We start from the raw sequence: 25,343 nt of genomic DNA, 5'->3' as shown, positions 1-25,343 counted from the left end.
GGGCAGGGCCCAAATCTCCTGGGAGAATCGTGGAACCCATTGTGTGCCCCCAGAGTCTTTCCCTAAGTGTGGCCTCTTTGCATGCGTGGCAAAAGCGAGCCCCAAAACTCAGAAGCACCGAGATCAAGACAGACCCCGAGTTGGAAAGCCAGTGAAGTTAACGCCGTGCCGGAACCCTAAATCACATTGGAGGTTTTTTCGGACTGCACAGCAAACGCCTTGAGGTTGTCTGCTGTGGATTGTCCCCCCGAGGAGGGAGTCCCTTCCGCCGAAGTGCGGTGGGCATCCTCCACACACGCCGATTCCCCCTGAACACGACTACCAAACAGAGCTTATGGCCAAGGAAGAGTTTGCGCGGGAGAAGCCGCATGTAAACGTAGGAACGATCGGGCACGTTGACCACGGGAAGACGACGCTTACGGCGGCGATCACGAAGGTACTGGCCGAGCGCGTTGGCGGGGCGGCGGAGCAGACCTTTGAGGCGATCGACAACGCGCCGGAGGAGCGGGAGCGCGGCATTACGATTGCGACGAGCCACGTCGAGTACGAGACGGAGAACCGGCACTACGCCCACGTCGACTGTCCGGGGCACGCGGACTACGTGAAGAACATGGTGACGGGGGCGGCGCAGATGGACGGGGCGATTTTGGTGGTCGGGAGCGACGACGGGCCGATGCCGCAGACGCGGGAGCACATTTTGCTGGCGCGTCAGGTGGGGGTGCCGTACCTGGTGGTGTTCATGAACAAGACCGATCTGGTCGACGACGCGGAGCTGTTGGAGCTGGTGGAGATGGAGGTGCGGGAGCTGCTGACCGAGTACGAGTTTCCCGGCGACGAGGTGCCGGTGGTGCGGGGAAGCGCGCTTCGGGCCCTCGAGAGCGACGAGGAGCACGAGGAGAACGTGATGGAGCTGATGGCGGCGGTTGACGAGTACATCCCGACGCCGGAGCGGGACGTGCAGAAGCCGTTTTTGATGCCGGTGGAGGATATTTTTTCGATCACGGGTCGGGGGACGGTGGTGACTGGTCGGATTGAGCGGGGCCGGGTGGAGCTGCAGGACGAGATTGAGATTGTCGGGATGCAGGAGGAGAAGATGGACTCGGTGGTGACCGGCATAGAGATGTTCAACAAGAGGTTGGAGGAGGGGGAGGCAGGGGACAACGCCGGGATACTGCTTCGGGGGATAGAGAAGGAGGAGGTCAAGCGAGGGATGGTGCTGTCCGAGCCGGGGACGGTGACGCCGCACCGGGAGTTTGAGTGTGAGGTGTACGTGCTTAGCAAGGAGGAGGGAGGGCGCCACACGCCGTTTTTCGACGGGTACCAGCCGCAGTTTTACTTTCGGACGACCGATGTGACGGGGAGTATTGAGCTGAAGGAGGGGGTAGAGATGGTGATGCCGGGGGACAACGCGACGTTTGAGGGGAGCTTGATCGAGCCGGTGGCCCTGGAGGAGGGCCTTCGGTTTGCGATCCGGGAGGGAGGACACACGGTGGGGGCCGGGGTGGTGACCGATATCCTGGACTAGGATCTCCGCGGCCTCCGGAGGGTGGCGACACCGCCCGCCTCCTGTTCGCCAACACTCTGCATTCGAAACCCGACACGGACACATGGCTGTGCAGCAGGACATACGAATCAAGCTCAAGTCGTACGACCACACGCTGATCGACAAGAGTGCGGAGAAAATTATCCGCACGGTCAAGTCGACCGGCGCGGTTGTAAGTGGCCCAGTGCCGCTGCCAACCGAAAAGAAAATCTACACTGTTTTGCGCGGGCCGCACGTCGACAGCGACAGCCGTGAACAGTTCGAGCGGCGTCACCATAAGCGCTTGATCGACATCCTCTCGTCGAGCAGCGACACGGTGGACTCGCTCATGCAGCTCGAGTTGCCCAGTGGCGTAGACGTGGAGATTAAGGTGTGAGGTCACTGAGCTTCTTCCACCTGGTACGGTTGGGGGTTGGCGGGGTGCTTCTCTGTGCCGGAAGCCTCCTGATCGGTGGCTGTGACGAGGCAAGTTCTCAGCGAGTCTCGCTCTATCAGCGCCTGTCCGACGGAGATGGCACTTGGTTTGTTGAGCGCCTGAGGGGGCAGCAGTTTGACTATGACGCCAAGCTCGATGACCTCTACGACGAGGGGGTGGAGATTACTTTCCGGGACGGAGAGAGGAGACGTACCTACGAGATCGCGGGGAAACGTTCAGGTGAATCGCCGACACTGCTGGCTGAAGGGGGCATTGTGCTCTCGGGCGAACGGCAGATCCGAATGACGGATGTAAGCAGTCAACAATCTGCTGTCTGGCGATATCGGTTTGAAGGAAGACAAGCACGACTCACCATTCGCTTTGGCTCGAGCCCTTTTTTGAGCGCACTCGCCTTGGACTTGGGGCGTGACAATACTCTCGAGCTGTTTCTTTCGCTCGGCAACGACTGAGATCGGGGCGAATTTCCTCACGACGGACACACCATTGCACGGAGGCCAGACCTATGAGTAGCGGACTGATCGGAAAGAAAGTCGGAATGACCAGCGTCTTCGACGACGAGGGCAACAACGTGGCCTGCACGGTTGTGGAGGCGGGGCCCAACGTCGTGACGCAGGTAAAGTCGGGGTCTCCCGACGGTTACAGCGCGGTGCAGCTTGGCTTCGACAACGTGAAGGAAAAAAACGTGACGCAGGCCATGCTGGGCCATTTCGAGAAGGCCGGATGTCCCCCTAAGCGCATGCTTTCCGAGTTTCGCGACTTCGGAGAGAGCGTGGAGCTGGGCGACGTCGTGCATGTCGATGATCTCTTCGAGGAAGAAGAGCGGATCGATGTGGTGGGCGTGTCGAAGGGGAAAGGCTTTCAGGGGGTCGTGAAGCGCCACGGCTTCAGTGGCGTCGGGATGATGACACACGGCCAGTCGGATCGTCAGCGTCACCCTGGATCGATCGGGGCGTCTGCGGATCCCTCCCGCGTCTTCAAAGGCGTCCGGATGGCAGGGCAAACCGGGGGCGACCGAACCAAGATTCAGAACCTGCGGGTGGTCCGGATCCTGGCAGACCAGAACGCCATCCTGATTCACGGGTCTGTGCCGGGGCCGAAGAGCGAATACGTGAAACTGCACAAGAAATAGAGGGCGCGGAACCCTGAGCGCACGCTCCTCCTTCCGTATCGACGCACTGTACACTGTTGAGGCCACGAACCTATGGACGTTGAGATCTACCAAAAAGACGGGGTTGAGTCGGGGGAAACCGCTGCTCTTGCCCCAACGGTCTTCGACATCGAGCCGAATGACCACACCATTTGGCTGGACGTGAAGCGCATTCAGGCTCATCAGCGACAAGGCACCAGCAAGACCAAGGAGCGCAGCGAGGTACGGGGGTCGGGCCGAAAGCTCTACCGACAGAAGGGAACGGGGAATGCCCGGGTTGGCGACGCACAGTCGCCCATCCGTCGAGGTGGAGGGCGGGCCCACGGGGCTCGGCCTCGCGACTACGCCCATGACCTGAACAAGAAGGAAAAGCGGCTGGCGCGGCGATCGGCCCTCTCTTACAAGGCAGACAACGACAACGTCCGGGTCCTTGAGGACTTTTCGTTGGATCGTCCCGATACTCGCGGGCTTACCGATCTCTTCGATCTGTTGGGGGTGGATGGACAGGATCTTTTGCTTGCAACCGCTGAGGTGGAGCGCGAGATTTACCTGAGTGCCCAGAACCTTTCGGACGTGAACGTGCAGGAGGTACAAAGCGTCAATACGGTCGACATCCTGGACGCCGATGTTGTTCTGCTTCAGGAAGGTGCGCTCGACTGGCTGACCAATACACTCTCGACCGAAGAGGCTGTGGCGGCGTAGCGTCCGGCTCCCGTTCTGACTCACCTGTTGCACTCTCCAACGAGCAGCGTTGACCCATGAGCAAACGCGTACTGATTCGCCCTTACGTGACAGAAAAGACCACCCAGCAGATGCAGGAGGGCAAGTACTCCTTCATGTGTGGGCTCGACGCCACGAAGATCGAAATTCGGAGGGCGGTAGAAAACCGCTATGCAGGTGTCGAGGTCGAGAATGTCCGGACCCAGGTGGTCCCAGGAAAGCGACGCCGTCAGTTCCGCGACGGAAACATGATTGAGGGCCGGACCTCCGGCTTTAAAAAGGCCATTGTGGACCTGGACCCGGACGGAGAGCAGATTGACTTTTTTGAGGGCATTTGACGGCCCTTCCCGCGAGTGCATACGACCCTTTGAACCGCTGACACCCCAGCGCCATGTCGATTAAGAAGCGAAAGCCGACCATAAACAGCCAGCGCCAGTATTCGGTGGATGCGAAGGAGGACGTGACGACCTCCGACCCAGAGCGCAGCCTGCTGGAGCCCCTCCCGAACAGTGGGGGGCGCAACAACCAGGGCCGCATGACGATGCGATACCGAGGGGGCGGCCACAAGCGCCGCTACCGCAAGGTTGACTTCAAGCGGCGTGGCAAGGACGGCATTCCGGCTGCGGTGAAGACGATCGAGTACGACCCAAACCGTTCGGCCCGCATCTCACTGCTCGCGTACGCCGACGGAGAGAAGCGATACATCATAACGCCTGACGGCTTGGAGGTGGGGGATACAGTGAGGAATGGCCCGCAAGCGCAGGCCAGGTTGGGCAACTGTCTCCCCCTGACTGGCATCCCACTGGGGACACAGGTGCATTGTGTGGAGATGACCCCGAAGAAAGGGGCCCAGATGGTTCGTGCTGCTGGCACGCATGCACAACTCACGGCACGAGAAGGAGACTACGCGACGCTGGAGCTTCCGAGCGGAGAGACGCGTCTGGTGCCCTCACGGTGCCGGGCGACCATCGGCACAACAAGCAACGTTGAGCACGAGAACGTGGTGCTGGGCAAGGCCGGTCGCAAGCGCTGGCTTGGGCGCCGCCCCCGTACTCGCGGTGTGGCGATGAACCCCATCGATCACCCCATGGGCGGTGGAGAGGGGTTGAAGTCTGGGGGCCACCCTCGGTCTCGAGAGGGCGTACCGGCGAAGGGATACAAGACCCGCAAGCGCAACAAAGAGTCGAACAAGTACATCATTCGGCGCCGCACGGAATCGAAACAGGGGACCGGGGGGCAGTAACTGCTGCCCGCTCGGCCCCCTGTCCCTTGCCCGCCGCCCGCACTTTCGGATTCAAATTTTCCCGACAACATGCCTCGCTCTCTACGCAAAGGCCCGTACGTATATTACAAGTTGCAGCGCAAGGTCGAAGCGCTCAACGAGTCCGACGAAAAGAAGGTCATCAAGACCTGGAGCCGGGACTCCATTATTACGCCGGACTTCGTCGGTCACACGTTTGCCGTTCACAACGGACACCAGTTTATTCCGGTGTACGTGACGGAGAACATGGTGGGGCATAAGCTTGGTGAGTTCGCCCCCACGCGCACATTCGAGGAGCACTCGCAGGCGAAGGTGGACCAGCGAATCCGCAAGCCAGGTCAGTAGCTCCTGGCCCGCGGCGCTGGCTGGAGCCCAGCAGGCGCCCGCGTCTGCTTCGCGACCCTGATTTTCCCCGCAAACCGCACGACGAGACATGCAAGCACGAGCCGTCCGCAGGCACATTCGGAGTTCTCCCCTCAAGATGCGTCGCGTCATCAATCTGGTGCGCGACCGAGGTGTGCCCGAGGCCGTCGCGATCCTGGATTACATGCCGCAGAAGGTGACCGGCGTCGTGGAGAAGACGATCCGCTCCGCCGTCTACAACTTGATGGACCAGCACGAGGAGCGCTTCGATGAGGGGGCGTTGAAGCTGGCGGAGATTCGGGCCGACGAGGGCCCGACGTTCCAGCGCCACCAGGCACGTGCCCGGGGCCGTGCAGCGCCCATCCGCAAGCGCACGACACACCTGAAGGTGGTCGTCGCGGTCGAAGAGGAGGAGGCCGACGAGGCGGCCGCGTAGCCGGACCGTCGTTTCCGACATCACACATTGCTCTCTGAACTAACACACGAGGTACATACCCGTGGGCCAGAAAACGCACCCCATAGGCTTTCGCCTCGGCGCCATCCGTGGTTGGGACTCCAACTGGTATTCCGAGACCAACTTCCAGGAAAAGCTCGTCGAGGACGAAGAGCTGCGCCGTTACCTGCACACGCGCCTCAAGCGCGCCGGTTTGAGCCGGGCGGTCATTGAGCGCACACCGGAGCGAGTTATCCTGACCCTCCACACGAGTCGCCCGGGCGTCGTGATTGGCCGGGGCGGGTCCGAGGTTGAGAAGTTGAAGGGAGAGCTTCAGACCCTTACAGGGAAGGACATCCAGATCAACATCAGCGAGATCAAGCGTCCGGAGCTCGACGCCACGCTCGTTGCGAAAAACATTGTGCAGCAGCTGGAAGGGCGCATTTCCTTTCGGCGGGCCATGAAGCAGGCCATGCAGGCCGCCATGCGCATGGGGGCTGAGGGCGTGCGCATCCGTGCCGCCGGGCGCCTGGGCGGAGCCGAGATGGGACGCGTTGAGGAGTACATGGAGGGGCGCGTTCCACTCCACACGATTCGCGCCGACATCGACTTTTCGCAGGAGACCGCCCTCACAATCTACGGCACGATTGGGGTCAAGGTCTGGATCCACCGCGGAGAGATTCTCGGCAAGCCGGACCTGAGCCCGAATGTGCAGGCGCAGCAGCGCAAGATGAAGGAGTCTCCCCAGCAGCGCCGCCAGCGCCGCGGAGACTCCTAGTCCGTACCGCCGATCCACGCTTTCTGAACCGACCCACACGCACCCGCCCTACGACCCATGCTTGAGCCCAAAGACACGAAGCACCGAAAGGTCCAGCGCAATCAGGGCCGAAAACGAAACAAGTACGCCGTAAAGGGCACCCGGCTCAACTTCGGCGACTATGGCCTCAAGGCCCTTGAAAAAGGCGAGGTCAGCAGTCGCCAGCTGGAGGCGGCCCGCGTGGCGATCAACCGCTACCTAAAGCGGGACGGGAAGGTGTGGATCCGGGTGTTCCCGGACAAGCCCAAGACCAAGACCCCGGCTGAGACCCGAATGGGGAAGGGGAAAGGAGAGCCCGATCGCTTTGTTGCGCCCGTGCAGCCCGGAAACGTTATCTTTGAGGTAGGCGGGGGGGCCGATGAAGAGTCCGCGCGGGAGGCCCTGCGCCTGGGCAAGCACAAACTGCCGATCAAAACGAAATTTGTGGTCCGTCCGGGCGCCCGTGCCGAGGAGTAGTTTCCCGCGTGCGTGATCGGGACCGTTCACCCAAGTCACATAGACCAATGGATGCCGACCAGATTCGAGATCTTAACATCGCGGAGATTGAGACGCGAATTGACGAAGAGGAGGAGGAGCTGGAGGAGCTTCAGTTCCAGCACGCCATTCGGGGGCGATTGGAAAACCCAATGCTGCTCCGAACCAAGCGCCGTCTCATCGCCCGCTTGAAAACGGTTCGCAACGAAAAGCAGGCCGTTCAAGAGGAACCTGCGTAGGCGTCCTGATGCGCCCGCCGATCCACCCATTCAGACGAGCAAACTGCCGATAGGGTATTATGGAGCAAACCGAAGAGCATGCCGACACGCACACGGACGAGCAGGCCCAGACTGCCGACCGCAATGACCGAAAGGAGCGCATTGGGGTCGTCGAGTCTGCCAAAATGGACAAGAGCATTACTGTGTCCGTCCGTCGCCAGATGAAGCACCCGATGTACGGAAAGTACCTGGAACGGTCCTCTACGTTCATGACCCACGACGAAGAAGAGGAGGCAAACGAGGGGGATACGGTCCGGATCATGGAGACGCGACCCATTAGCAAAAACAAGCGGTGGCGACTCGTTGAGATTATCGAGCGGGCCAAGTAGCGTAGTGCCTGTCGCCGGTCGGTAGCGGCCGGCCCTCACGCGGCCTTTTCCCTTCGAACACTGAACCTGGACGACACCCATGATTCAACAAGAAACGCGACTCAACGTGGCCGACAACAGTGGGGCCAAGGAAGCCCAGTGCATTCGTGTGCTTGGCAGCAGCGGACGCCGCTATGCCGGCATCGGGGACCAGATTGTGGTCTCTGTCAAGTCGGCCATTCCGAGCGGGGAAATCAACAAGGGGGATGTGAGCCGGGCGGTTGTGGTCCGCACCGCGAAAGAGACGCGGCGCGACGATGGCACCTACATCCGCTTCGATGAAAATGCTGCCGTGCTCATCAACCAGGAGGAGGAGCCGGTCGGGACGCGCGTTTTTGGGCCCGTGGCACGGGAGGTCCGTGAGAAGCAGTTCATGCGCATCGTGTCCCTTGCGCCTGAGGTGCTGTAGCCCCGCCAGGTCATCCGGTTGCACTTGTGAACCAACATTTACCGCGAAGCCCATGGCTCAAAACAAACTACACGTAAAGCAGGGCGACATGGTCATGCTGAACAAGACCGTCACGTCCGCGAAGTCTGCCGGTGAGGACCGGGAATCCGGATACGTGGGAAAGGTCTTGAAGGTATTTCCGGATGAGGAACGGCTGATCGTCGAGGGCGTCAATGTGCGCGTCTTCCACGAGAAGCCGAGCCGATCCAACCGGGAAGGAGGACGCACCGAGCGGGAGGCGCCGATTCACGTTTCCAATGTCAACCCAATCGACAGCAACGGCGACGCCACCCGGGTTGGGCGAAAGAAGGTCGAAGACCCGGACACCGGACAATCCCGCTGGGTGCGATACGCCAAAACGACTGGGGAGGAGCTTGACGACTAGCCCGAGGTACGGCACGGCATGAAGCGTCCGTGCACTAGGAACTCCACCTGCACATCATCAATTTCCAGCGTCTGCGGCTGCCACGTTGTTTTACGCGCCGCGGCGTGAATTCTGAGCCTTGACCCTTTGAGCTATGGCCGACGTTCCGCGACTTAAAACACAATACCAAGACGAGGTCCGGCCCTCACTGACGGACCAGTTTGGGTACGAGAACCCGATGGAGGTGCCTTCTCTTGAGAAAATCTGCATCAATCGGGGGGTGGGAGAGGTCTCGGAAAACCAGAAGGCCCTCGACCGAGCCGTGGAGGAGATGCGGAAGATTACGGGGCAGCACCCGACCATCCGCCGAGCAAAGCGAAGCATTGCGAGCTTTGACGTGCGGGAGGGGATGCCCGTTGGGGCAAAGGTTACGCTCCGGGACGCCCGGATGTACGAGTTCTTCGATCGGCTCGTCACGCTCGCCCTGCCCAACATCCGAGACTTTGGGGGTGTGCCCGATCGCAGCTTCGACGGCCACGGGAACTACACGCTTGGGGTCGACGAGCAAATCATCTTCCCCGAGATCGACGTGGACAGTGTCGACCGGATTGATGGCATGGACATTACGTTTGTGACCGATGCAGAAACCGACGAGGAGTCCTACGCACTCCTCAAGGGACTGGGCATGCCGTTCGTCCGGCGCGGGGAGGAGGAGCCGGCCGAAGTATAATGGTGGCCGATGTTTTGGCGACCCTTCCCCCTCCGTGTGCGCTTAGATCTATACAGGATAGACTCAACACACCGACGATATGGCCAAGAAAAGCTGGATCGCCCGCGAAGAGAAGCGGGAGAGACTCTACGAGAAATACAAAGAGAAACGACAGCGGCTTAAGGAGGAGGGAAAATGGGTCGAGTTGCAGAAGCTTCCACGGGACTCAAGTCCCGTTCGCCAGAACAACCGGTGCAAGTTGTGCGGCCGTGACGGCGGGTACCTTCGCAAGTTCGGCGTCTGCCGGATTTGCTTCCGCGAGCTCGCCCTCGAAGGCAAGATTCCGGGCATACGGAAGGCGAGCTGGTAGCGCTCGTCCCCAAGGCCCTGAGCATCACACCGGCACAAGGTGGCATTTTCCCCTTGGCCCCCGAGTCCACTTCCGAACCGACGATTCGACGCCCGAAATGAGTGGTATCTCCGACCCCGTCTCGAACTACATGGCCCGACTCCGCAATGCGCAGGAGGCGGAGCAGAATTACGTGGACATCCCGGCCTCGAAGCTGAAGCGGGCCATGACCCAGATTCTCCTCGAAAAGGGGTACATCAAAAACTTCGTCAACATCGAGGACGAGAAGCAGGGCCTGCTTCGGGTATACCTCAAGTACGACGAGTACGACCAGCCGGCCATCCGGACGCTGGAGCGTGTTTCGCGTCCCGGCCGTCGCGAGTACACGGACTCGGACAACTTGCCAGAGGTGAAAAACGGCCTTGGCATTGTCATCCTGTCCACCTCCCGGGGCGTGATGAGTGATAAGGAAGCCCGCCGGTTTGGTGTGGGCGGCGAAGTGCTGGCCAAGGTCTTTTAACCAGGGCCTACCGTTCGCGGGCATGTGTGCCCCCCAACTCCGTTGCACCAGATGAACGACTGAATCCATGGCTCGAATAGGAGACAACCCGATCCCGTTCGGTGACGCGGTCACCGTCTCGGTTGATGATCACAACGTAGTGACCATAGAGGGACCGAAAGGCACCCTTGTGGAGCAGATTGACCCGGAGATGACGCTTGAGATTGCCGACGACCACATGGTCGTGCAGCGCCCGACGGATCAAAAGCGACACCGTTCGCTGCATGGCCTCAGCCGTTCCCTCCTCGTGAATATGGTCGAAGGAGTGACCGAGGGATACAAGAAGGAGCTGAAGATCATCGGGGTTGGCTACCGGGCCCAAAAGTCGAACGGAACCCTCGAGATTGCCCTTGGCTACTCGCACCCGATTTACTTCCTCCCGCCGGGCGACATCTCGGTATCTGTCGATTCGGATCGGGGCCAAGACGATATTATCATCGTGGAGGGCATTGACAAGGAGTTGGTGGGGCAGGTTGCGGCGAAAATTCGCAGCCTTCGCCCCCCTGAGCCGTACAAGGGAAAGGGGGTCCGGTACGTTGACGAGCACATCTCCCTCAAGGCTGGAAAGACGGCGGCTCGCTAGTCCCCCTACCTCGGCCGCGTCCTGCACTGCGGGAGCGGCGTGCTTCGATTGAATGACCACGACGACACAGCGGTTATGCCAAAGGGTAAAAAGGAAAAGGTTGAACGCCGGCAGCGAATCCACGACAGCATCCGAGAGTCCATGTTTGGGACCTCGGTGCGTCCGCGCCTGTCGGTGTACCGGTCCAACGAGTACATCTATGCCCAGCTGGTTGACGACATGGAGGGGCACACGCTCATCTCTGCGTCGAGCCTGGCGGATGATGTGGAGGGGGGCACCCCTACTGAAGAGAGCCGGGCGGTGGGGGCGCTACTCGCTGAGCGGGCCCAGGAGGAAGGCGTCGACAAAGTGGTCTTTGATCGAGGCGGGTACAAGTTTCAGGGGCGCGTTCGGGCCCTGGCAGAAGGAGCCCGCGACGGCGGCCTCCAGCTCTGAACCCTCGACGATCGTAGCAACTATCCTTGCACGCAGCACCACGCACAGACATGGCCGATCGAAAAGAACAGAAGCGCGTCAACGCCGAGAAGCGGCAGGAGAACTGGGTCGACCGGCTCGTGTCGGTCAACCGGGTCTCGAAGGTCGTGAAGGGCGGTCGTCGGTTTTCCTTCAACACGGTCGTGGTCGTCGGAAACGAGGACGGCCTCGTGGGCACGGGCCTGGGCAAGGCCAACGAAGTGTCGAGTGCCATCTCCAAGGGGGCCGACGACGCAAAGAAGAATGTCCTTCGCGTTCCCATGCGCGACGGCACGATTCCCCACAAGGTGGTGGGCAAGCAGGACGCCGGCAAGGTTCTCCTGAAGCCAGCCGCCCCGGGAACGGGGGTGATCGCGGGCGGAGGCGTCCGTGCCGTGCTTGAATGCGCCGGGTACCGAAATGTGCTCACGAAGTCGCTTGGCACTTCCAATCCACACAACCAGGTAAAGGCCACGATCAATGCCCTCGCGGAAACCGAGGACGCCTTGGAGGTGGCACGACGCCGCGACATTCCCCTCGAGAAGGTGTTCAACGGGTAGTGTGGACAGGTCCCGCGGGGAAGGCGGAAGAAAACACGTTTGACAATGCCCTGCCCGGCTTCTCCAAAGACGAATATGGGTTGGGTCCCTATGCTACAGCTCTGTTGCCTCCACAGTGCGGTCAGTCACGGAAATGATCGCCTCCCTGGCTGCGGAGACGGAGAATAGACGCGCACACATCGCTTGAGATCACACAAGGACGGAAGACACGACATGGATTTGAGTAATCTGAAGCCGGCGGAAGGGGCAACTCAGTCGGGGCAGCGCCTTGGCCGAGGCGAAGGTTCTGGGCGAGGCGGGCACAGTTCGACCCGAGGAACGAAGGGACAAAGCAGCCGGTCAGGCGCTGGAACGCGGCCGATTTGGTTTGAGGGGGGGCAGACCCCGCTCTTTCAGCGAGTGCCGAAGCATGGGTTCAACAATGCGCCGTTTCGCACCGACTACGCCATTGCAAACGTGAAGCGCCTGCAGCGGCTGTTGGACGAGGAGGTGCTCGATGAGGATGAGCCGGTTACGCCGGAGCTTCTCGCGAACCTCGGGGTTGTGCGGAGTGCCAATCGGGTGAAGATCCTGGGCGACGGCGACCTGTTCGAGGCGCTTGAGGTTCGGGCACACGCCTTTAGTGAATCGGCCCGACGGAAGATCAAGCAGGCAGGCGGTTCCGTGACGGTCGTCGACCTGTAGGCTGGTCGGCGCCGGGACGTTCTTCCCCGTGGCTTACGCATCAACGAGGCTGACTCATGGCTGGCTTTGCCGAAAGCATCCGCAACATTTGGAGTGTGCAGGAGCTCCGTGAGCGCATCCTGTATACACTTGGCATCCTCCTCATCTACCGGCTGGGGACCCACGTGACCCTCCCAGGAGTGGATGCGGCGGCCCTCTCACAGGTGCGGGCCCAAGAAGGGGGCGGCGGGCTCTTCGGGTTTCTTGATATGTTTGTCGGAGGGGCCTTCAAGCAGGCTGGAATTTTTGCACTGGGCATCATGCCCTACATCACGGCCTCCATCATTATTCAACTGATGGGGGCCGTCGTTCCGTACTTTCAGAAGCTGCAACGCGAAGGCGAGGAGGGACGCCGGCGCATCACGCAGCTCACCCGGTACGGGACGATTGGAATCACAGCCCTACAGTCGATTGGGTATTCTATCAATCTCTTGGCGGGCGCCACCGGGCGGGCGGTCGTGATCAACTCGACCCTCTTCACGATGACGACGGTCGTGGTGCTCACCAGTGGCACAGCGTTCGTGATGTGGCTGGGGGAACGCATCAGCGAGGACGGAATCGGGAATGGCATCTCGCTGATCATCATGATCGGGATCATCGCATTCCTGCCTCAGGCACTGTTCAATGAGATCGGCCTGATTGGCGACAACTTCTTTATTCTGCTCCTTGAGATCGGCGTCTGGGTACTGGTGACAGGGGCAGTGGTCCTGGTATCTCAGGGCATGCGCCGAATTCCGGTCCAGTACGCCAAGCGCGTGGTGGGGAAGAAAGTGCAGGGCGGGACGACTCAGTACCTGCCCCTTCGGGTTAACGCGGCGGGCGTGATGCCGATTATCTTCGCACAGTCGATCATGTTCATCCCGTCGACGATTGCGTCGTTCTTTCCAAACAATGCGACGATGCAGCAGGTAGGGGCCTGGTTTTCAGACATCAGTAGCATGAGCTACTCGGTGTTGTTCTTCGTGGTGGTCGTGTTCTTTACATACTTCTACACCGCGATCACGGTGAATCCGCAGGAGATGGCGGACACGATGAAGCGGCAGGGCGGGTTTATTCCGGGCATTCGGCCCGGCAAGCAAACGAGTGAGTTTATCGACACCGTCCTGACACGAATTACGTTGCCGGGATCTATTTTCCTCGGCCTCGTGGCCATCCTCCCAGCCTTCGCCATGCAGGCGGGGGTGTCGCAAGGGTTCGCCATGTTCTACGGCGGGACCAGCCTGCTTATCCTGGTGCAGGTAACGCTCGACACACTGCAACAGATTGAGAGCCACCTGCTCATGCGCCACTACGACGGGTTTATGAAGAGTGGCAAGATGCGCAGCCCCCGACAAGGCGGGGGGCTGTAAGTCCCTTTTCGACTGACTGACTCCTTTCATGCGGTGGTTCTCCCGCCTCTGGAATCGAATCTCCGGAGCCTCTATGGTGCACCTAAAAAGCGAACGTGAAATTGAGTGCCTGCGTGAGAGCGCAGACCTCGTCGGGCAGACCCTCGCCGAGGTGGCCCGCCACATTGAGGTGGGCACAACGCTACAAGAGCTCGATGCCGTCGCGGAGGAGTACATCCGAACACGTGGAGGGACGCCCGCATTCAAGGGGTATCAAGTCGGCAGCAATGTTTTTCCCAACACGCTGTGTACGTCCGTGAACGACGCGGTCGTCCACGGCATCCCGGACGACTACGCACTTGAAGAGGGAGACCTGCTGTCCATCGACTGCGGCGCGAAGCTGAACGGCTACTTCGGCGACTGGGCATATACATTCGCCATCGGCGACATTGCCGATGAAGACGCGGCGCTCTGTCGCGCGACATATCGGGCCCTCTTGGAGGGCATTGAGCAGGCGACAGACGACCAGCGGGTGGGGGACATCAGCCACGCTGTGCAGTCTCACTGCGAGTCTCAAGGGTTCAGTGTGGTGCGCGACCTTGTCGGGCACGGCGTCGGACAAGACCTACACGAGGACCCGCAGGTGCCGAACTTTGGAGAGGCGGGACGAGGGCGCTCGCTGAAACCGGGCCTTTCTCTGTGTATTGAACCGATGATCAACCGGGGGCGGGCTCAGGTGATCACCGACGACGATGGATGGACCGTACGGGCTGCCGACGGCCTTCCCTCGGCCCACTACGAGCACATGATCGTGGTGCAGGAGGGGGGGGAGCCAGAGGTGCTTTCCGACTACGGATACATCGAAGACGTAATCGATCCTCCCTACGAGACCGACGCTTTTACAGAAACCACCACTCGCTAATGGCAAAAGAAGAAGCCATCGAGAAAGACGGAGAAGTCCTTGAGGCCCTCCCCAACGCGCAGTTTCGCGTTCGGCTGGAGAACGGTCATGAGATCCTTGGGCTTCTCTCTGGAAAGATGCGAATGAACTATATCAAGATTTTGCCGGGGGATCGAGTCAAGGTCGAGATGTCTCCGTACGATCTCTCGAAAGGGCGTATCGTATACCGCTACAAGAACTAGCCCCTTGCCGACCACGGAAAAGAGGCTGGGTGGGGGAAGAGACGTGTGCAGTGCCTACTTGGATTCTAGAACGAACTCAACTGACAAGCCATGCCGAGAATTGAAGGAGTCGACGTGCCAGATGACAAGCGCGGAGAGATTGCGCTCACCGAGATCTACGGGGTGGGCCAGTCGCGGGCCAGTGAGATTCTGGGAAAGGCTGAGGTCAACCACGACAAGTGTCCCCGCGAGTGGACGGAGAGCGAGACCAAGCGCGTCCGGCGCATTCTCGAGGAAGACTACACGGTGGAGGGCCAGCTTCGCACCGAGGTGCAGATGAACATCAAGCGCCTCAAAGACATCGGCTGTTATCGTGGCAAGCGGCACCGCGAGGGACTCCCGGTGAACGGCCAGCGCACGCGGACAAATGCTCGGACCCGGAAGGGCAAGCGCAAGACCGTAGCGGGCCGTAGTCAGTCGACCCAGAAGAAGTAGGTCGGGCATTGGACCTTTGCATTTCCGCCCCGGCATGAGTGGACACAGCACGCCGGGCTTTACCCACAAACACTGAACAGTTTTATGGCTGACGGAGACGATCGAGGGGGCAAACGCACGCCCCGAAAGAAAAATGTTGTTGTTGAATCCAACGGACGAGCCTACGTGAAGGCCACGTTCAACAACGTCATCGTGACACTGACGGATCAATACGGCAACACCATCTCGTGGGCAAGCGCCGGCAAGATGGGCTTCAAGGGAAGCCGCAAGAACACGCCCTATGCCGCGCAGAAGGCCGGTGAATCCGCCGCGAACGAGGCCTATGAGCTTGGCCTACGCCGCGTGGACGTGTACGTGAAAGGACCTGGATCGGGGCGGGAGGGGGCAATCCGAGCCATGTCTGAATCCGGACTGGAGGTCGCGAGCATCCGCGATGTGACACCCCTTCCCCACAACGGCTGCCGCCCTCCGAAGCGCCGCCGTGTCTGACCGACCCGAAGTGATGAGTGGCAAGGCCAGCGGGGTCGATGCGGCCTTCTGCCCGGTGCACACTCGTCGCCTGTTTGCACTTGACACCTGACACCCGACACCGAATATCATGGCTCGTTACAGAGGTCCGAAGCAAAAAATCGCCCGTCGCTTCAAAGAGCCCATCTTTGGGCCCTCGAAAGCCCTGGAGCGAAAGCCGTATCCCCCTGGGCAGCACGGCCAGTCGCGCCGGCGGCGAGAGAGTGAGTATGCCGTGCAGTTGAAGGAGAAGCAGAAAACAAAGTACACCTACGGGCTCCTTGAGCGACAGTTCAAAAACCTGTTTGACAAGGCGTCTGGCATACAGGGCGTGACGGGCGAGAAGCTCCTGATCCTTCTGGAGGCCCGGCTCGACAATACGGTTTTCCGAATGGGAATTGCTCGGACGCGCCGCCAAGCCCGCCAGTTTGTGGCCCATCGTCACATCATGGTGAACGACGAAGTGGTAGACATCCCGTCCTACGAGATGTCTCCGGACGATGTCGTGTCTGTGAAGCCGAGCAGCCAAGACCTTGAGGTCATCCAGACAAACGTGGAGCACCGGCAGCGGACCTTTTCCTGGCTGGAGATGGACCGCCAAGAAATGAAGGGCAAGTTCATCGACTACCCCAACCGGGAGGAGATCCCCGAAAACATCGATGAACAGCTCATTGTCGAGCTCTACTCGAAGTAGAGTGACATGGCGTCCCGCGCCCACTGCCCTGAGCGCATTCCCCCGAGCGCACCCCGGTGTGCTCGATGCGAACCGAAACATCATTCCTTACAATTTGCTGATCCGAGCGTATGAGTAACCACGGGCTTCAGATGCCGGAAGGCGTCCACGTCGAGGAAGATTCCGACTCCGAAGGGCAATTTGTCATGGGGCCGCTGGAACGCGGCTACGGCGTGACCATCGGAAACGCCCTTCGTCGTGTGCTGCTGTCGTCCCTGCGCGGCCTGGCCATCACGGCTGTCAAGATTGATGGCGTCCAGCACGAGTTTTCTACCATCCCGGGCGTCACAGAAGACGTGGCCGACCTGATCCTGAACCTGAAGGAGGTGCGGTTCAAGGCAGACGAGATGCAGGAAGGGCATCTGCACCTTAACCTCGAAGGGCCTGGCAGCTGGACCGCTGGAGACATCAACGAGGCCACCGCGGAGTTCGACGTCCTGAACCCGGACCAGCACATTGCGACCCTGTCCGAGGACGCTGTCGTAAACGTTGATCTTCGGGTCGGGTACGGACGCGGATACACGCCGTCGGAGGAAAACAAGCGGGAGGATGACCCGATTGGTGTCATCGCCATTGATTCCATCTTTACGCCGATCAAGAACGTCAACTACGAGGTCAAGCCGACCCGCGTGGGACAGAAAATCGACTACGAGGAGCTGCTTCTCGACGTCGAGACCGATGGGTCCCTCACGCCGGAAGAGGCGATCACGCAGGCGGCCTCGATCCTGCGGGATCACGTCAGCTTCTTCGTCCAGCTTGAAGAGGAGCCCGAGCCGGTCGTGGAGGAGCAAGAGGTTGACGAGGAGGTCAAGCGCATTCGTGAGCTGCTTGCGCAGCCGGTCGACGAGCTCGACCTTTCGGTGCGTTCCCACAACTGCCTCAAGGCCGCCAACATCAAGACCATTGGGGATCTTGTGCGCCGTGAGGAGGATGAGATGCTCAAGTTCCGCAACTTTGGGCGCAAGTCCCTCCAGGAGTTGGTGGAGGTTCTGAGTGAGCGTGGGCTTCAGTTCGGCATGGACGTGGAGGAGTACCTCGAAGAGCAGAAGACGTCCTAGTGCGCGCCAAGGGCGCCCTCGGACGGCCATGCCGGGCACACCGCTCCGGTCCGCACTGCATCGCGATTCGTCACCCGTTAGAGACTACCAATGCGACACCGTAAGAAAGGAAAAAAGATTGGGCGCACGGCGTCCCATCGCAAGCGCACCCTCCAGTCCCTCTCGAATGCGCTTATCGAAAACAAGCGCATCACCACGACTGTGACGAAGGCCAAAGCACTGCGCCCGTTCGTGGAGCCACTGATCACGCGAGCGAAGGAGGACACGCAGCACAACCGTCGGGAGGTCTTCCGACACCTCCAGAGCAACGACGCAATCGAGGAGCTTTTCGGAGACGTATCTGAGCGCGTGGGCGACCGGCCCGGCGGCTACACGCGAATCATCAAGCTCGGGCAGCGCTCCGGGGACGGCGCGGAGCTTGCCCTGATTGAGCTTGTGGACTACAACGACGTTCCGCCGACCGACACGGGGCAGGGAGGATCCGGGGGGACGCGTCGAGGCAGTGGGAAGGGGCGACGCATCCCGACCGACCAGGGGCAGGCCGAAGAAGAGGAGGGGCAACAGGAGGCCTCCGCCGGGGCGGAGCAGGATGAGGACGAGCCGGTGGACTCCGAGGAAAGTGATACCTAGGATCCGGCCCCCAGCGGGCGTACATATCGGATGGTGTGTGGACAGTACAGGGCGTCGTGAGCCGATCACGGCGCCTTTTCGTTTGGAACAGATTGGAGAAATGGGGGATCGGGCCGAATGAAACGGGGAAACTTGTAGTCCCCCTGGAATTTAAAGAGAGCGTGAGCAAGTCTCGTGAGCCGTCCCCTCCACCCTGCCTATGATCCAAGCGTCGGCCGTCCCGCAAAAGAGCGAGATCGAGATCGACCCGAAGTACGAAGGGCGTCTCGACGCGCTCCTGTCGTGCTGCCGGACCCACCTCCCCACCGTCGACGAGAACATGATTCGCCGGGCCTTCCGGCTAAGCTACTGGGCCCACCGCAACGACCGGCGCGAGTCGGGGGAGAAGTACGTCAGCCATCCGCTTCGGGTCGCGACCATCGTGGCCCGCGACATCGGGCTGGACGACATCAGCGTGGCCGCTGCCCTGCTCCACGACGTGGTCGAGGATACGGAGCTCTCCCTGGACCTCATCCAGGACGAGTTTGGGGACACCATGGCAACGATTATCGACGGCCTTACGAAGATTGAGGGGGTCTTCAGCAGCCAAAAACTTGGGCAGGCGGAGAACGTCCGCAAGCTGATGCTCTCGATGGCGTCGGATCTCCGCGTCATTCTGATCAAGTTTGCGGACCGGCTCCACAACATGCGAACCATCGAGGCGCTTCCGAAGAAAAAGCAGCTCCAAAAGGCCAGTGAGACGCAGGAGCTGTTTGCCCCCCTCGCTCATCGCTTCGGGCTGTTCACGATTAAAAGTGAGCTGGAGGACCTTAGCTTCAAGGTCTTGGATCCTGAGGCGTACACCCACATCGTAGATCGGCTCGAAGAGATGGCCGAGCAACGAGAGGCCTACATCGCCGGGTTCATCGAACCGCTTGCGGAGCACCTGGAGGAGGAGGGGTTTGAGTTCGAAATCAAGGGCCGGGTCAAGAACGTCTACTCCATTCACCGCAAGATGCAGCGAAAGAATAAGCCGATCGATGAGATCTACGACATCTTCGCGATCCGGGTGATTCTAGAGAGCGACGGCCGGAGGGGGAAGGAGGACTGCTGGCGTGTCTACTCGCTCGTCACGGACCTGTACAAGCCGCTTCCCGAGCGCTTCCGTGATTTTATTTCGGTGCCGAAGTCCAACGGCTACCAGAGCCTACACACGACGGTCTTCGGGCCCGGAGGACGCCGGGTGGAGGTGCAGGTTCGAACGCAGGAGATGCACGAGGTGGCCGAGCGCGGGGTGGCTGCGCACTGGAAGTACAAGGAGGGGACGGAGAACGTAGATGAGGAGATGGAGCGCTTCCTGGAGTGGGTGCGCGACTTGCTCGAGAACCCGGAGCCGGAGGAGGCCAGGGAGTTCGTGAAGGAGTTTCGGCTCAACCTCTACGACGAGGAGATCTACGCCTTTACCCCGCAGGGGGACCTGCTCACGCTGCCACAGGGAGCGACGCCGGTCGACTTCGCGTTCAAGGTTCATACGGAGGTGGGGATGCAGTGCATCGGCGCGAAGGTAAACGGAAAGATGGTGCCGCTCTCGCAGGAGCTGGAGAGCGGAGACCAGGTCGAAATCATTACGTCGGAGAAACAGAGCCCGAGCCCGGACTGGATTAACTTCGTCGTCACCCACAAGGCCCGGAGCCGGATTCGGCGATGGACGAACGAGGAGCGGCGCAAGGCCGTGGAGCTGGGCAAAGAGATGTGGACGAAGACAAAGGATCAGGCGGACCTGGAGATCAGCGATCAGGAGCTACAGGAGGTGGCCCACGAGCTCAAATTTCCCGATCTCCAACAGCTGTTCTACGAGATTGGGAAGGGGCTGTACGACCCGGACGAACTTGTCGATCACATTAAGGGCAATGCGCAGCCGGAGGGACAGACCGTCGAGGAGATCGACGAGGAGTCGCTCCAAGAGCAGTACGAACAGTTTCTCGACGCTGCCCAGGAGACTGAGACCCAGGCCCTCGTCATTGACGGGGAGGTGCAGAAGGGGCTAGCGGTAAATTATGCGTCCTGTTGCAATCCGATTCCCGGGGATGAGGTGTTCGGCTTCGTCAGCAAGACCGGTACGGTGAACATTCACCGCTGCAATTGTCAGAATGCCTCTGACCTGCTCGTCAACAAGGCCGATCGCATCCTGGACGTGGACTGGAGTCACCAGAAGGACGTCCAGTTTGCCGCGGCACTGCGCCTCGTGGGAGAGGATCGGGTGGGCATGGTAAACGACATCACGACGGTGATTTCCAAGAACTTAAAGACGAACATCCGGTCGATTACAATCGACACCGAGGACGGCATTTTCTCGGGCACGATTATGCTCCACGTGTCGGACCTGGAGCACTTGCAGCGCCTCATCGAGCGCCTCAAGCGCATTGACGGCATTCAGGGCGTGTACCGGTTCAAAGAATAGGTGGGGCTTCACGCGCATTCTGACACATGTTCTTCCCTTGATGGCAGACCAAGTCGATACGGCAACGAAGGAAGACGTGGCCCGCCGCGTCGCCGACATGCAGGGGTGTCCCCTCTACGAGGCCAAAGAGCAGGTTCGATCTGTTCTCACAGCCCTGGGGGATCTCCTGATTGAGGCGGATCCGGAACGACGGATTGAGCTCCGCAACTTCGGGGTGTTTGAGGTGAAGAAGACGAAGGCCAAACCGACCGCCCGCAATCCCACGACCAACGAGCCAATGTTCGTGCCTAGCCGCCGCAAGACCTTGTTCCGGCCCGGCAAGCGCGTAGAGGAGGTCCTCAAGATGCCGCTCCGCGAGTTGGGCTACGAGGTGCCGGAGGGCAGTGCGGAGCGAGGCGACGGCGAGGCCGATGACGACGGGTAGTGCGTGCCTCCAAGAACGCCAGTCTGTTTGATTCACTGTGTCCATCCGTCCATCGTGAATACACTCTCATCGGAGGCCCGCGTTGTGGGGGTCGACGTGGGCACGAAGCGTGTGGGTGTGGCCGTGGCCGATCCCCTGCGCCTGTTTGCACAGCCCCGCGGCACATACGCTCCGGACGAGGCCCTCAGTGTGCTCCGAACCCTTCGTGACGAAGAGGGCATTGCCCAACTCGTCGTGGGGTGGCCGCTTACTGAAAAGGGCACCGCGGAGGAGGCCACGGAGATGGTGGAGGCGTACACGGAGCGTATCCGGAAGGCCCTCGGGAATGTGAACATCGCCCGGGAAGATGAGCGGTACACCTCCGAGATCGCGAAAGATCTCCTTCGAGAGGCGGGGGTGAGTCAGCCGGGACGATACGACAAAGGCCGTGTCGACGCGGCCGCCGCGGCCGTCATTCTGCAAGGGTTCTTGAACCGCACAGAGTGAGAGGCCGGGCCCTACGTCTGGCTCTCCACGTGGTCTAGGATGCGGTGAGCCACGGTGCGGTTGAGGTCTGGGGCATTGCCCCACGCCCGGTTGTTTGCAACCACGTTGAGCGTCGCGTTTTGGGCCTCGGCCCGGAACGCCAGCGCCGTTACGTCGAGCACCATGTCGTGGGCCTGGTCGGTCTCGCTGAGCGCGGCAACGGGCTCCTCGAACGGATGGGCCGTTGCGTAGGCCTCTGCGTACTTCATGTCGCGCGGGGTAAGGAGGCGCGTTACGACCTGCCCGTCGGCGGCCGTCAGCCGCTTTCCACTCATGGACCACTGCCGGCGGAGGGGGGGCAGCCAGGTCCAGTGGCTGAAGACATGTCCGAGCCCGCGCTCGGCGAGCCAGTCGAAGTAGGGGCCGCGCAGGAGGTGCTCCGACCGCAGCTCGATGTGGGATTGCGGAACGTCGGGGAGGGCCCGAAAGAAGGCATCGAGCTGGTCGACGTTCGCGTCGGGACGGGGGCTGTCGGCCACGCGCTGGTATTCCTGTTGGAAAATGACTCCGTCCAGCCGGTCGCCCAGAAGGTCGAGGGCCGGCTCGTGGAAGGTATTCACGTAGCCCTCGGCGTCCAGGAAGCTGGGATTGTCGACGAACTGCCCGTCCCGGCGGAGGGTGCGAGCGAAGAATTTTTGCGGGGCCTTGAGCAGAAAGGACGCCTCCGCGGGGGCATGCTCGGCGTAGTTGGAGAGGACGTGGTAGTTCGAGCCTCGTTCGTCGTTTTCTTCCAGCAGCGGGCGGTAGAAGGTGAAGTCAAGCTCGAGCACCGAAAAGTGCTCGAAGTAGCTGCGCACCGACGCGACCGGCACGCGTCGTTCGGTGAAGGTCTCGCCGCCCATCTTGCGGGACCGGGTCGAGACCTGGTCGGCGTACCGCTCATGGGGATAGATTTGGCCGATCCAGCCGCCGTACCGGTTGCTGGCCGTGCCGAAGCGGACGTGCGGATGCACCCCATGAAAGTCGTATGCGTCGACCGCGGTGCGGCGGTCCTCAATCGAAACCGTGCTCATAGAAACGAGGCGAAGGTCGTGGGAGTCATTCGGAAGGCTTCCCTGCGCCGGGGGGCTTCGTCGAGTCGCGAGCCTCAGGAGACATGGCCGCACGAAGCTTGCCGTAGGTGGTGCGCGGGTCTTCGGGAAGGACCTTCGTGTCCGCGGTCGTGGCCATGAAGTTGGTATCCCCGTCCCAGCGGGGCACGACGTGAGTGTGGAGGTGCTCGGGGATGCCGGCCCCGGCCGCGCGGCCCAAATTCATCCCGACGTTGAAGCCGTCGGGGGAGACTGCCTCGCGGAGCCATCCCATGCAACGGTCTAGGGTGGCAGTGAGGGCGTGCTGTTCAGAAGCGGTCAGGGCGTCGTACTGCGTAACCTCGCGGTAGGGAAGGAGCAGCAGGTGCCCACTGTTGTAGGGGTGTCGGTTCATGATCACAAACACGTGCTCCCCCCGCCACAGGATGAGGTTCTCTGCATCTTGCTCTTCGTGCAATAGGACCGTGAAAATTGACCCGTCGCCGGCGGGTGTGCGGGCGTCGTCCTCGGACACGTAGGCCGAGCGCCAGGGGCTCCACATGCGATCCATCGGCCGCAAAGGGTGGGTGAAAAGCAGTACGGAATGCTGTCTGTTGTTTCTACGAACCCGCCCGGAGAGGTTCGGTTCAGTACGCCCCGAAAAGTTGTCCGCTTTTTCCGGACGGAAAAACGTACGAGTGGACTTGCCTGATGCCGACTGTAGCCCACCCCTTCCCACTGTGATGCCCAGCGAACCGATCTACGCCGACCTCCACACCCACACTCATTGCTCCGATGGGCATCTTGCGCCGGGGGAACTCGTGGCGCGGGCGGCCGAGCAGGGCCTCCGTGTGCTCGCCGTGACGGATCACGACACTGTGGAGGGCCTTCCAGCAGCCCGCGACGCCGCGGCGACGCACGGCCTCCGACTCGTGCCCGGCGTGGAGCTTAGCGTGGAGGTCGCCGATCGCGCCGTCCACCTTCTGGGCTACGGCTTCGACCCGGAGCATCCTGCCCTCACCGACTACCTGGCTGCCTTCACGGCCCGACGTCGAGAGCGCCTTCAGCGGATGGTCGGGCGGCTCGCGGACCAGGGTGTAGACCTTCCAACGGAAGTGGTACACCGGCACGTGGGAACGAGTGCGGCGCCGGGCCGCCCCCACCTCGCTCGGGCCCTGGCGGCGGAGGGGCACGTCGACGGCTACAGGGAGGCGTTCGAGCAGTACCTGAGCAGGGACCAGCCCGGGTACGTGCCGGCTCCGACCCGGCCTGGGGCGGAGGCCATCGAGGCGCTGCACGCTGCGGGGGGCGTCGCGGCAGTGGCCCATCCCGGCCAGTGGATGCCGAGCACGGTGCTCCGGACCCTCCGTGCGCAGGGGCTGGATGGCGTCGAGTGCTACGCGTCCAGCCACCCCGATTACCTCGTGGACTACTACCGAAAGATTTGCCAGGGCCACGATCTCTTGATGACGGGAGGCTCCGACTACCACGGCGGGCCGGAGGCGAAAGACGCTGAGCCCGGCACCGTGGGCCTCACCCGTGACCACTGGGAACGATTTCGGGACGCTGCCCTGTAACTGCGCCGTCCAAATGCACTGCCCCTTGGTTTTTGTCTTCCACGCAATGCCTACGCATCTCGAAGGAGATCTCGTTGTCGACGACCACCGCTTTGCTCTCGTCGTGGGGCGCTTCAACGAGCACGTCACCGGCGACTTGCTCGACGGTGCCCTCGACACGCTGGAGCGCCACGGGGCCCATCTGGACGACGTGACGGTCGTCCACGTGCCGGGCTCCTGGGAGATCCCCGTTGCGGCCCAAACGTGCGCCCGCACCGGCGACTACGACGCGGTGATCTGCCTCGGTGCGGTCATTCGGGGAGACACGCCCCACTTCGACTACGTTTGTTCGGGGGCCACGAGTGGGGCGATGCAAGCCTCGCTCGACACGGACGTGCCGGTGCTGTTCGGGATCCTCACGACCGACACCGTCGATCAGGCCATCGCACGGGCGGGAGCGAAGGCGGGTAATAAGGGCCGGGAGGCCGCGGAGGCCGCCATCGAAATGGCGACCCTCATGCCCAAACTCAGCGGCTAGGCGAGTGCATTCCCTCGCTCCCTCGGGGCGTCCACGGAAAGTTCACGGCGGGACTGGGGACATAACCGATCTCTGACGAAACGTATCGCCGCATCTGTACGTCGGAAAGAATGAAGCAATGGCGGGATTCAGTACCTCCTAGACGGTGGGTGTAGCTCAGTCGGTTAGAGCGCTAGGTTGTGGTCCTAGAGGCCGTGGGTTCAAATCCCACCACTCACCCCACTTTGATCCCGAAGCGGTGGGATCGCACGCAATGCCGCGTTCGTCTAGCCTGGTCCAGGACGCCGGCTTTTCACGCCGGTAACACGGGTTCAAATCCCGTACGCGGTACCATTTCTACGGCCCCACGGTCCTGGAGAGTTACCTCCAGGGCCCTTCTTTTTTTTTTT

37 protein-coding genes and 2 tRNA genes are annotated in these 25,343 nt (G+C 61.2%); 37 read left to right on the top strand and 2 right to left on the bottom strand.

Annotated features, from left to right (window positions below; all coding sequences use genetic code 11):
• Positions 1–334 precede the first annotated feature (334 nt).
• The 33 genes from tuf to ruvX all read left to right on the top strand — a co-directional run bounded on the left by tuf (position 335) and on the right by ruvX (position 21,811).
• Positions 335–1,525 (top strand): elongation factor Tu, encoded by a 1,191-nt coding sequence (gene tuf / locus B7R93_RS02615; RefSeq protein WP_103019034.1) that lies wholly within the window; start codon positions 335–337, stop codon positions 1,523–1,525.
• Positions 1,526–1,613: 88 nt separating this feature from the next.
• A complete protein-coding gene (rpsJ, locus tag B7R93_RS02610; protein WP_232797951.1) occupies positions 1,614–1,919 on the top strand; it encodes a 30S ribosomal protein S10 in 306 nt (101 codons plus the stop codon).
• A complete protein-coding gene (locus B7R93_RS02605) occupies positions 1,916–2,428 on the top strand; it encodes a hypothetical protein (RefSeq protein ID WP_103019297.1) in 513 nt (170 codons plus the stop codon). The genes rpsJ and B7R93_RS02605 overlap by 4 nt, the downstream gene beginning before the upstream one ends.
• Before the next feature lie 53 nt (positions 2,429–2,481).
• Positions 2,482–3,108 carry a 50S ribosomal protein L3 gene (gene rplC / locus B7R93_RS02600; RefSeq protein WP_103019296.1) on the top strand — a complete coding sequence of 209 codons (627 nt, stop codon included), beginning with the start codon at positions 2,482–2,484 and terminating at the stop codon, positions 3,106–3,108.
• Positions 3,109–3,180: 72 nt separating this feature from the next.
• A complete protein-coding gene (rplD, locus tag B7R93_RS02595) occupies positions 3,181–3,828 on the top strand; it encodes a 50S ribosomal protein L4 (protein WP_103019295.1) in 648 nt (215 codons plus the stop codon).
• 56 nt (positions 3,829–3,884) lie between these two features.
• Positions 3,885–4,184 (top strand): 50S ribosomal protein L23, encoded by a 300-nt coding sequence (gene rplW / locus B7R93_RS02590; RefSeq protein WP_103019294.1) that lies wholly within the window; start codon positions 3,885–3,887, stop codon positions 4,182–4,184.
• Between the two features lie 53 nt (positions 4,185–4,237).
• A complete protein-coding gene (gene rplB / locus B7R93_RS02585; protein ID WP_103019293.1) occupies positions 4,238–5,089 on the top strand; it encodes a 50S ribosomal protein L2 in 852 nt (283 codons plus the stop codon).
• 69 nt (positions 5,090–5,158) lie between these two features.
• Positions 5,159–5,452, top strand: a complete 294-nt coding sequence (gene rpsS / locus B7R93_RS02580; RefSeq protein ID WP_103019292.1) for a 30S ribosomal protein S19 — start codon at positions 5,159–5,161, stop codon at positions 5,450–5,452.
• 88 nt (positions 5,453–5,540) lie between these two features.
• Entirely contained in the window at positions 5,541–5,906 is a 366-nt protein-coding gene (gene rplV, locus B7R93_RS02575; protein WP_103019291.1) for a 50S ribosomal protein L22, read from the top strand.
• Between the two features lie 61 nt (positions 5,907–5,967).
• A complete protein-coding gene (rpsC, locus tag B7R93_RS02570) occupies positions 5,968–6,681 on the top strand; it encodes a 30S ribosomal protein S3 (protein ID WP_103019290.1) in 714 nt (237 codons plus the stop codon).
• A 57-nt stretch (positions 6,682–6,738) separates the two neighbouring features.
• Positions 6,739–7,176: a 50S ribosomal protein L16 gene (rplP, locus tag B7R93_RS02565; RefSeq protein ID WP_103019289.1), complete on the top strand. Its 438-nt coding sequence runs from the start codon at positions 6,739–6,741 to the stop codon at positions 7,174–7,176.
• Between the two features lie 47 nt (positions 7,177–7,223).
• Positions 7,224–7,433 (top strand): 50S ribosomal protein L29, encoded by a 210-nt coding sequence (gene rpmC, locus B7R93_RS02560; RefSeq protein ID WP_232797932.1) that lies wholly within the window; start codon positions 7,224–7,226, stop codon positions 7,431–7,433.
• A 59-nt stretch (positions 7,434–7,492) separates the two neighbouring features.
• A complete protein-coding gene (gene rpsQ, locus B7R93_RS02555) occupies positions 7,493–7,801 on the top strand; it encodes a 30S ribosomal protein S17 (RefSeq protein ID WP_103019287.1) in 309 nt (102 codons plus the stop codon).
• A 79-nt stretch (positions 7,802–7,880) separates the two neighbouring features.
• The gene (gene rplN / locus B7R93_RS02550) at positions 7,881–8,249 is read left to right on the top strand and encodes a 50S ribosomal protein L14 (RefSeq protein ID WP_103019286.1); all 369 of its coding nucleotides are present in this window, start codon (positions 7,881–7,883) and stop codon (positions 8,247–8,249) included.
• A gap of 52 nt (positions 8,250–8,301) precedes the next feature.
• Complete coding sequence (gene rplX / locus B7R93_RS02545; protein WP_103019285.1) at positions 8,302–8,673, top strand: 50S ribosomal protein L24; 372 nt, start codon at positions 8,302–8,304, stop codon at positions 8,671–8,673.
• Positions 8,674–8,806: 133 nt separating this feature from the next.
• Complete coding sequence (gene rplE, locus B7R93_RS02540) at positions 8,807–9,382, top strand: 50S ribosomal protein L5 (protein WP_103019284.1); 576 nt, start codon at positions 8,807–8,809, stop codon at positions 9,380–9,382.
• Positions 9,383–9,461: 79 nt separating this feature from the next.
• Positions 9,462–9,731, top strand: coding sequence for a 30S ribosomal protein S14 (gene rpsN / locus B7R93_RS02535; protein WP_103019283.1), 270 nt, complete (start codon positions 9,462–9,464; stop codon positions 9,729–9,731).
• 97 nt (positions 9,732–9,828) lie between these two features.
• A complete protein-coding gene (rpsH, locus tag B7R93_RS02530; RefSeq protein ID WP_103019282.1) occupies positions 9,829–10,230 on the top strand; it encodes a 30S ribosomal protein S8 in 402 nt (133 codons plus the stop codon).
• A gap of 67 nt (positions 10,231–10,297) precedes the next feature.
• Positions 10,298–10,852, top strand: a complete 555-nt coding sequence (gene rplF / locus B7R93_RS02525; RefSeq protein WP_103019281.1) for a 50S ribosomal protein L6 — start codon at positions 10,298–10,300, stop codon at positions 10,850–10,852.
• A 75-nt stretch (positions 10,853–10,927) separates the two neighbouring features.
• Positions 10,928–11,287: a 50S ribosomal protein L18 gene (gene rplR / locus B7R93_RS02520; protein WP_103019280.1), complete on the top strand. Its 360-nt coding sequence runs from the start codon at positions 10,928–10,930 to the stop codon at positions 11,285–11,287.
• 50 nt (positions 11,288–11,337) lie between these two features.
• The gene (gene rpsE / locus B7R93_RS02515) at positions 11,338–11,865 is read left to right on the top strand and encodes a 30S ribosomal protein S5 (protein WP_103019279.1); all 528 of its coding nucleotides are present in this window, start codon (positions 11,338–11,340) and stop codon (positions 11,863–11,865) included.
• Positions 11,866–12,078: 213 nt separating this feature from the next.
• Positions 12,079–12,549: a 50S ribosomal protein L15 gene (rplO, locus tag B7R93_RS02510; protein WP_103019278.1), complete on the top strand. Its 471-nt coding sequence runs from the start codon at positions 12,079–12,081 to the stop codon at positions 12,547–12,549.
• A 56-nt stretch (positions 12,550–12,605) separates the two neighbouring features.
• Positions 12,606–13,937, top strand: coding sequence for a preprotein translocase subunit SecY (gene secY / locus B7R93_RS02505; RefSeq protein WP_103019277.1), 1,332 nt, complete (start codon positions 12,606–12,608; stop codon positions 13,935–13,937).
• Positions 13,938–14,010: 73 nt separating this feature from the next.
• Complete coding sequence (gene map / locus B7R93_RS02500; protein ID WP_103019276.1) at positions 14,011–14,838, top strand: type I methionyl aminopeptidase; 828 nt, start codon at positions 14,011–14,013, stop codon at positions 14,836–14,838.
• The gene (gene infA, locus B7R93_RS02495; RefSeq protein ID WP_103019275.1) at positions 14,838–15,059 is read left to right on the top strand and encodes a translation initiation factor IF-1; all 222 of its coding nucleotides are present in this window, start codon (positions 14,838–14,840) and stop codon (positions 15,057–15,059) included. Before map ends, infA begins: the two co-directional genes overlap by 1 nt.
• A 90-nt stretch (positions 15,060–15,149) precedes the next feature.
• Positions 15,150–15,533, top strand: coding sequence for a 30S ribosomal protein S13 (gene rpsM / locus B7R93_RS02490; RefSeq protein WP_103019274.1), 384 nt, complete (start codon positions 15,150–15,152; stop codon positions 15,531–15,533).
• Between the two features lie 84 nt (positions 15,534–15,617).
• Complete coding sequence (rpsK, locus tag B7R93_RS02485; RefSeq protein ID WP_013061620.1) at positions 15,618–16,022, top strand: 30S ribosomal protein S11; 405 nt, start codon at positions 15,618–15,620, stop codon at positions 16,020–16,022.
• Positions 16,023–16,131: 109 nt separating this feature from the next.
• Positions 16,132–16,734 (top strand): 30S ribosomal protein S4, encoded by a 603-nt coding sequence (gene rpsD / locus B7R93_RS02480; protein ID WP_103019273.1) that lies wholly within the window; start codon positions 16,132–16,134, stop codon positions 16,732–16,734.
• A gap of 110 nt (positions 16,735–16,844) precedes the next feature.
• Positions 16,845–17,831 carry a DNA-directed RNA polymerase subunit alpha gene (locus B7R93_RS02475; RefSeq protein WP_103019272.1) on the top strand — a complete coding sequence of 329 codons (987 nt, stop codon included), beginning with the start codon at positions 16,845–16,847 and terminating at the stop codon, positions 17,829–17,831.
• Positions 17,832–17,921: 90 nt separating this feature from the next.
• Positions 17,922–18,461 (top strand): 50S ribosomal protein L17, encoded by a 540-nt coding sequence (gene rplQ / locus B7R93_RS16190; protein WP_103019271.1) that lies wholly within the window; start codon positions 17,922–17,924, stop codon positions 18,459–18,461.
• 199 nt (positions 18,462–18,660) lie between these two features.
• Positions 18,661–20,901, top strand: coding sequence for a RelA/SpoT family protein (locus tag B7R93_RS02465; RefSeq protein ID WP_103019270.1), 2,241 nt, complete (start codon positions 18,661–18,663; stop codon positions 20,899–20,901).
• Positions 20,902–20,941: 40 nt separating this feature from the next.
• Complete coding sequence (locus B7R93_RS02460) at positions 20,942–21,325, top strand: HU family DNA-binding protein (protein WP_103019269.1); 384 nt, start codon at positions 20,942–20,944, stop codon at positions 21,323–21,325.
• 54 nt (positions 21,326–21,379) lie between these two features.
• Complete coding sequence (gene ruvX / locus B7R93_RS02455) at positions 21,380–21,811, top strand: Holliday junction resolvase RuvX (protein WP_103019367.1); 432 nt, start codon at positions 21,380–21,382, stop codon at positions 21,809–21,811.
• A gap of 11 nt (positions 21,812–21,822) precedes the next feature.
• On the opposite strand, the gene B7R93_RS02450 is transcribed toward ruvX, so the two are convergent.
• Positions 21,823–22,863: a DUF72 domain-containing protein gene (locus B7R93_RS02450; RefSeq protein ID WP_103019268.1), complete on the bottom strand. Its 1,041-nt coding sequence runs from the start codon at positions 22,861–22,863 to the stop codon at positions 21,823–21,825.
• A gap of 25 nt (positions 22,864–22,888) precedes the next feature.
• On the bottom strand, positions 22,889–23,431 hold the full coding sequence (locus B7R93_RS02445) for an HIT family protein (protein ID WP_103019267.1): 543 nt from the start codon (positions 23,429–23,431) through the stop codon (positions 22,889–22,891).
• 172 nt (positions 23,432–23,603) lie between these two features.
• On the opposite strand from B7R93_RS02445, the gene B7R93_RS02440 reads away from it, so the two are divergent.
• The 4 genes from B7R93_RS02440 to B7R93_RS02425 all read left to right on the top strand — a co-directional run bounded on the left by B7R93_RS02440 (position 23,604) and on the right by B7R93_RS02425 (position 25,287).
• The gene (locus B7R93_RS02440; protein ID WP_232797930.1) at positions 23,604–24,437 is read left to right on the top strand and encodes a PHP domain-containing protein; all 834 of its coding nucleotides are present in this window, start codon (positions 23,604–23,606) and stop codon (positions 24,435–24,437) included.
• 46 nt (positions 24,438–24,483) lie between these two features.
• Positions 24,484–24,954 carry a 6,7-dimethyl-8-ribityllumazine synthase gene (ribH, locus tag B7R93_RS02435; RefSeq protein ID WP_103019266.1) on the top strand — a complete coding sequence of 157 codons (471 nt, stop codon included), beginning with the start codon at positions 24,484–24,486 and terminating at the stop codon, positions 24,952–24,954.
• A 145-nt stretch (positions 24,955–25,099) separates the two neighbouring features.
• A tRNA-His gene (locus tag B7R93_RS02430) sits at positions 25,100–25,176 on the top strand.
• Between the two features lie 33 nt (positions 25,177–25,209).
• Positions 25,210–25,287, top strand: a tRNA-Glu gene (locus B7R93_RS02425).
• Positions 25,288–25,343 lie beyond the last annotated feature (56 nt).

Source organism: Salinibacter altiplanensis, from assembly GCF_002894645.1.
Lineage (GTDB): Bacteria > Bacteroidota > Rhodothermia > Rhodothermales > Salinibacteraceae > Salinibacter > Salinibacter altiplanensis.
The sequence above is the reverse complement of the archived record's forward strand: the minus strand, read 5'-3'. Positions and strand labels throughout refer to the sequence as shown.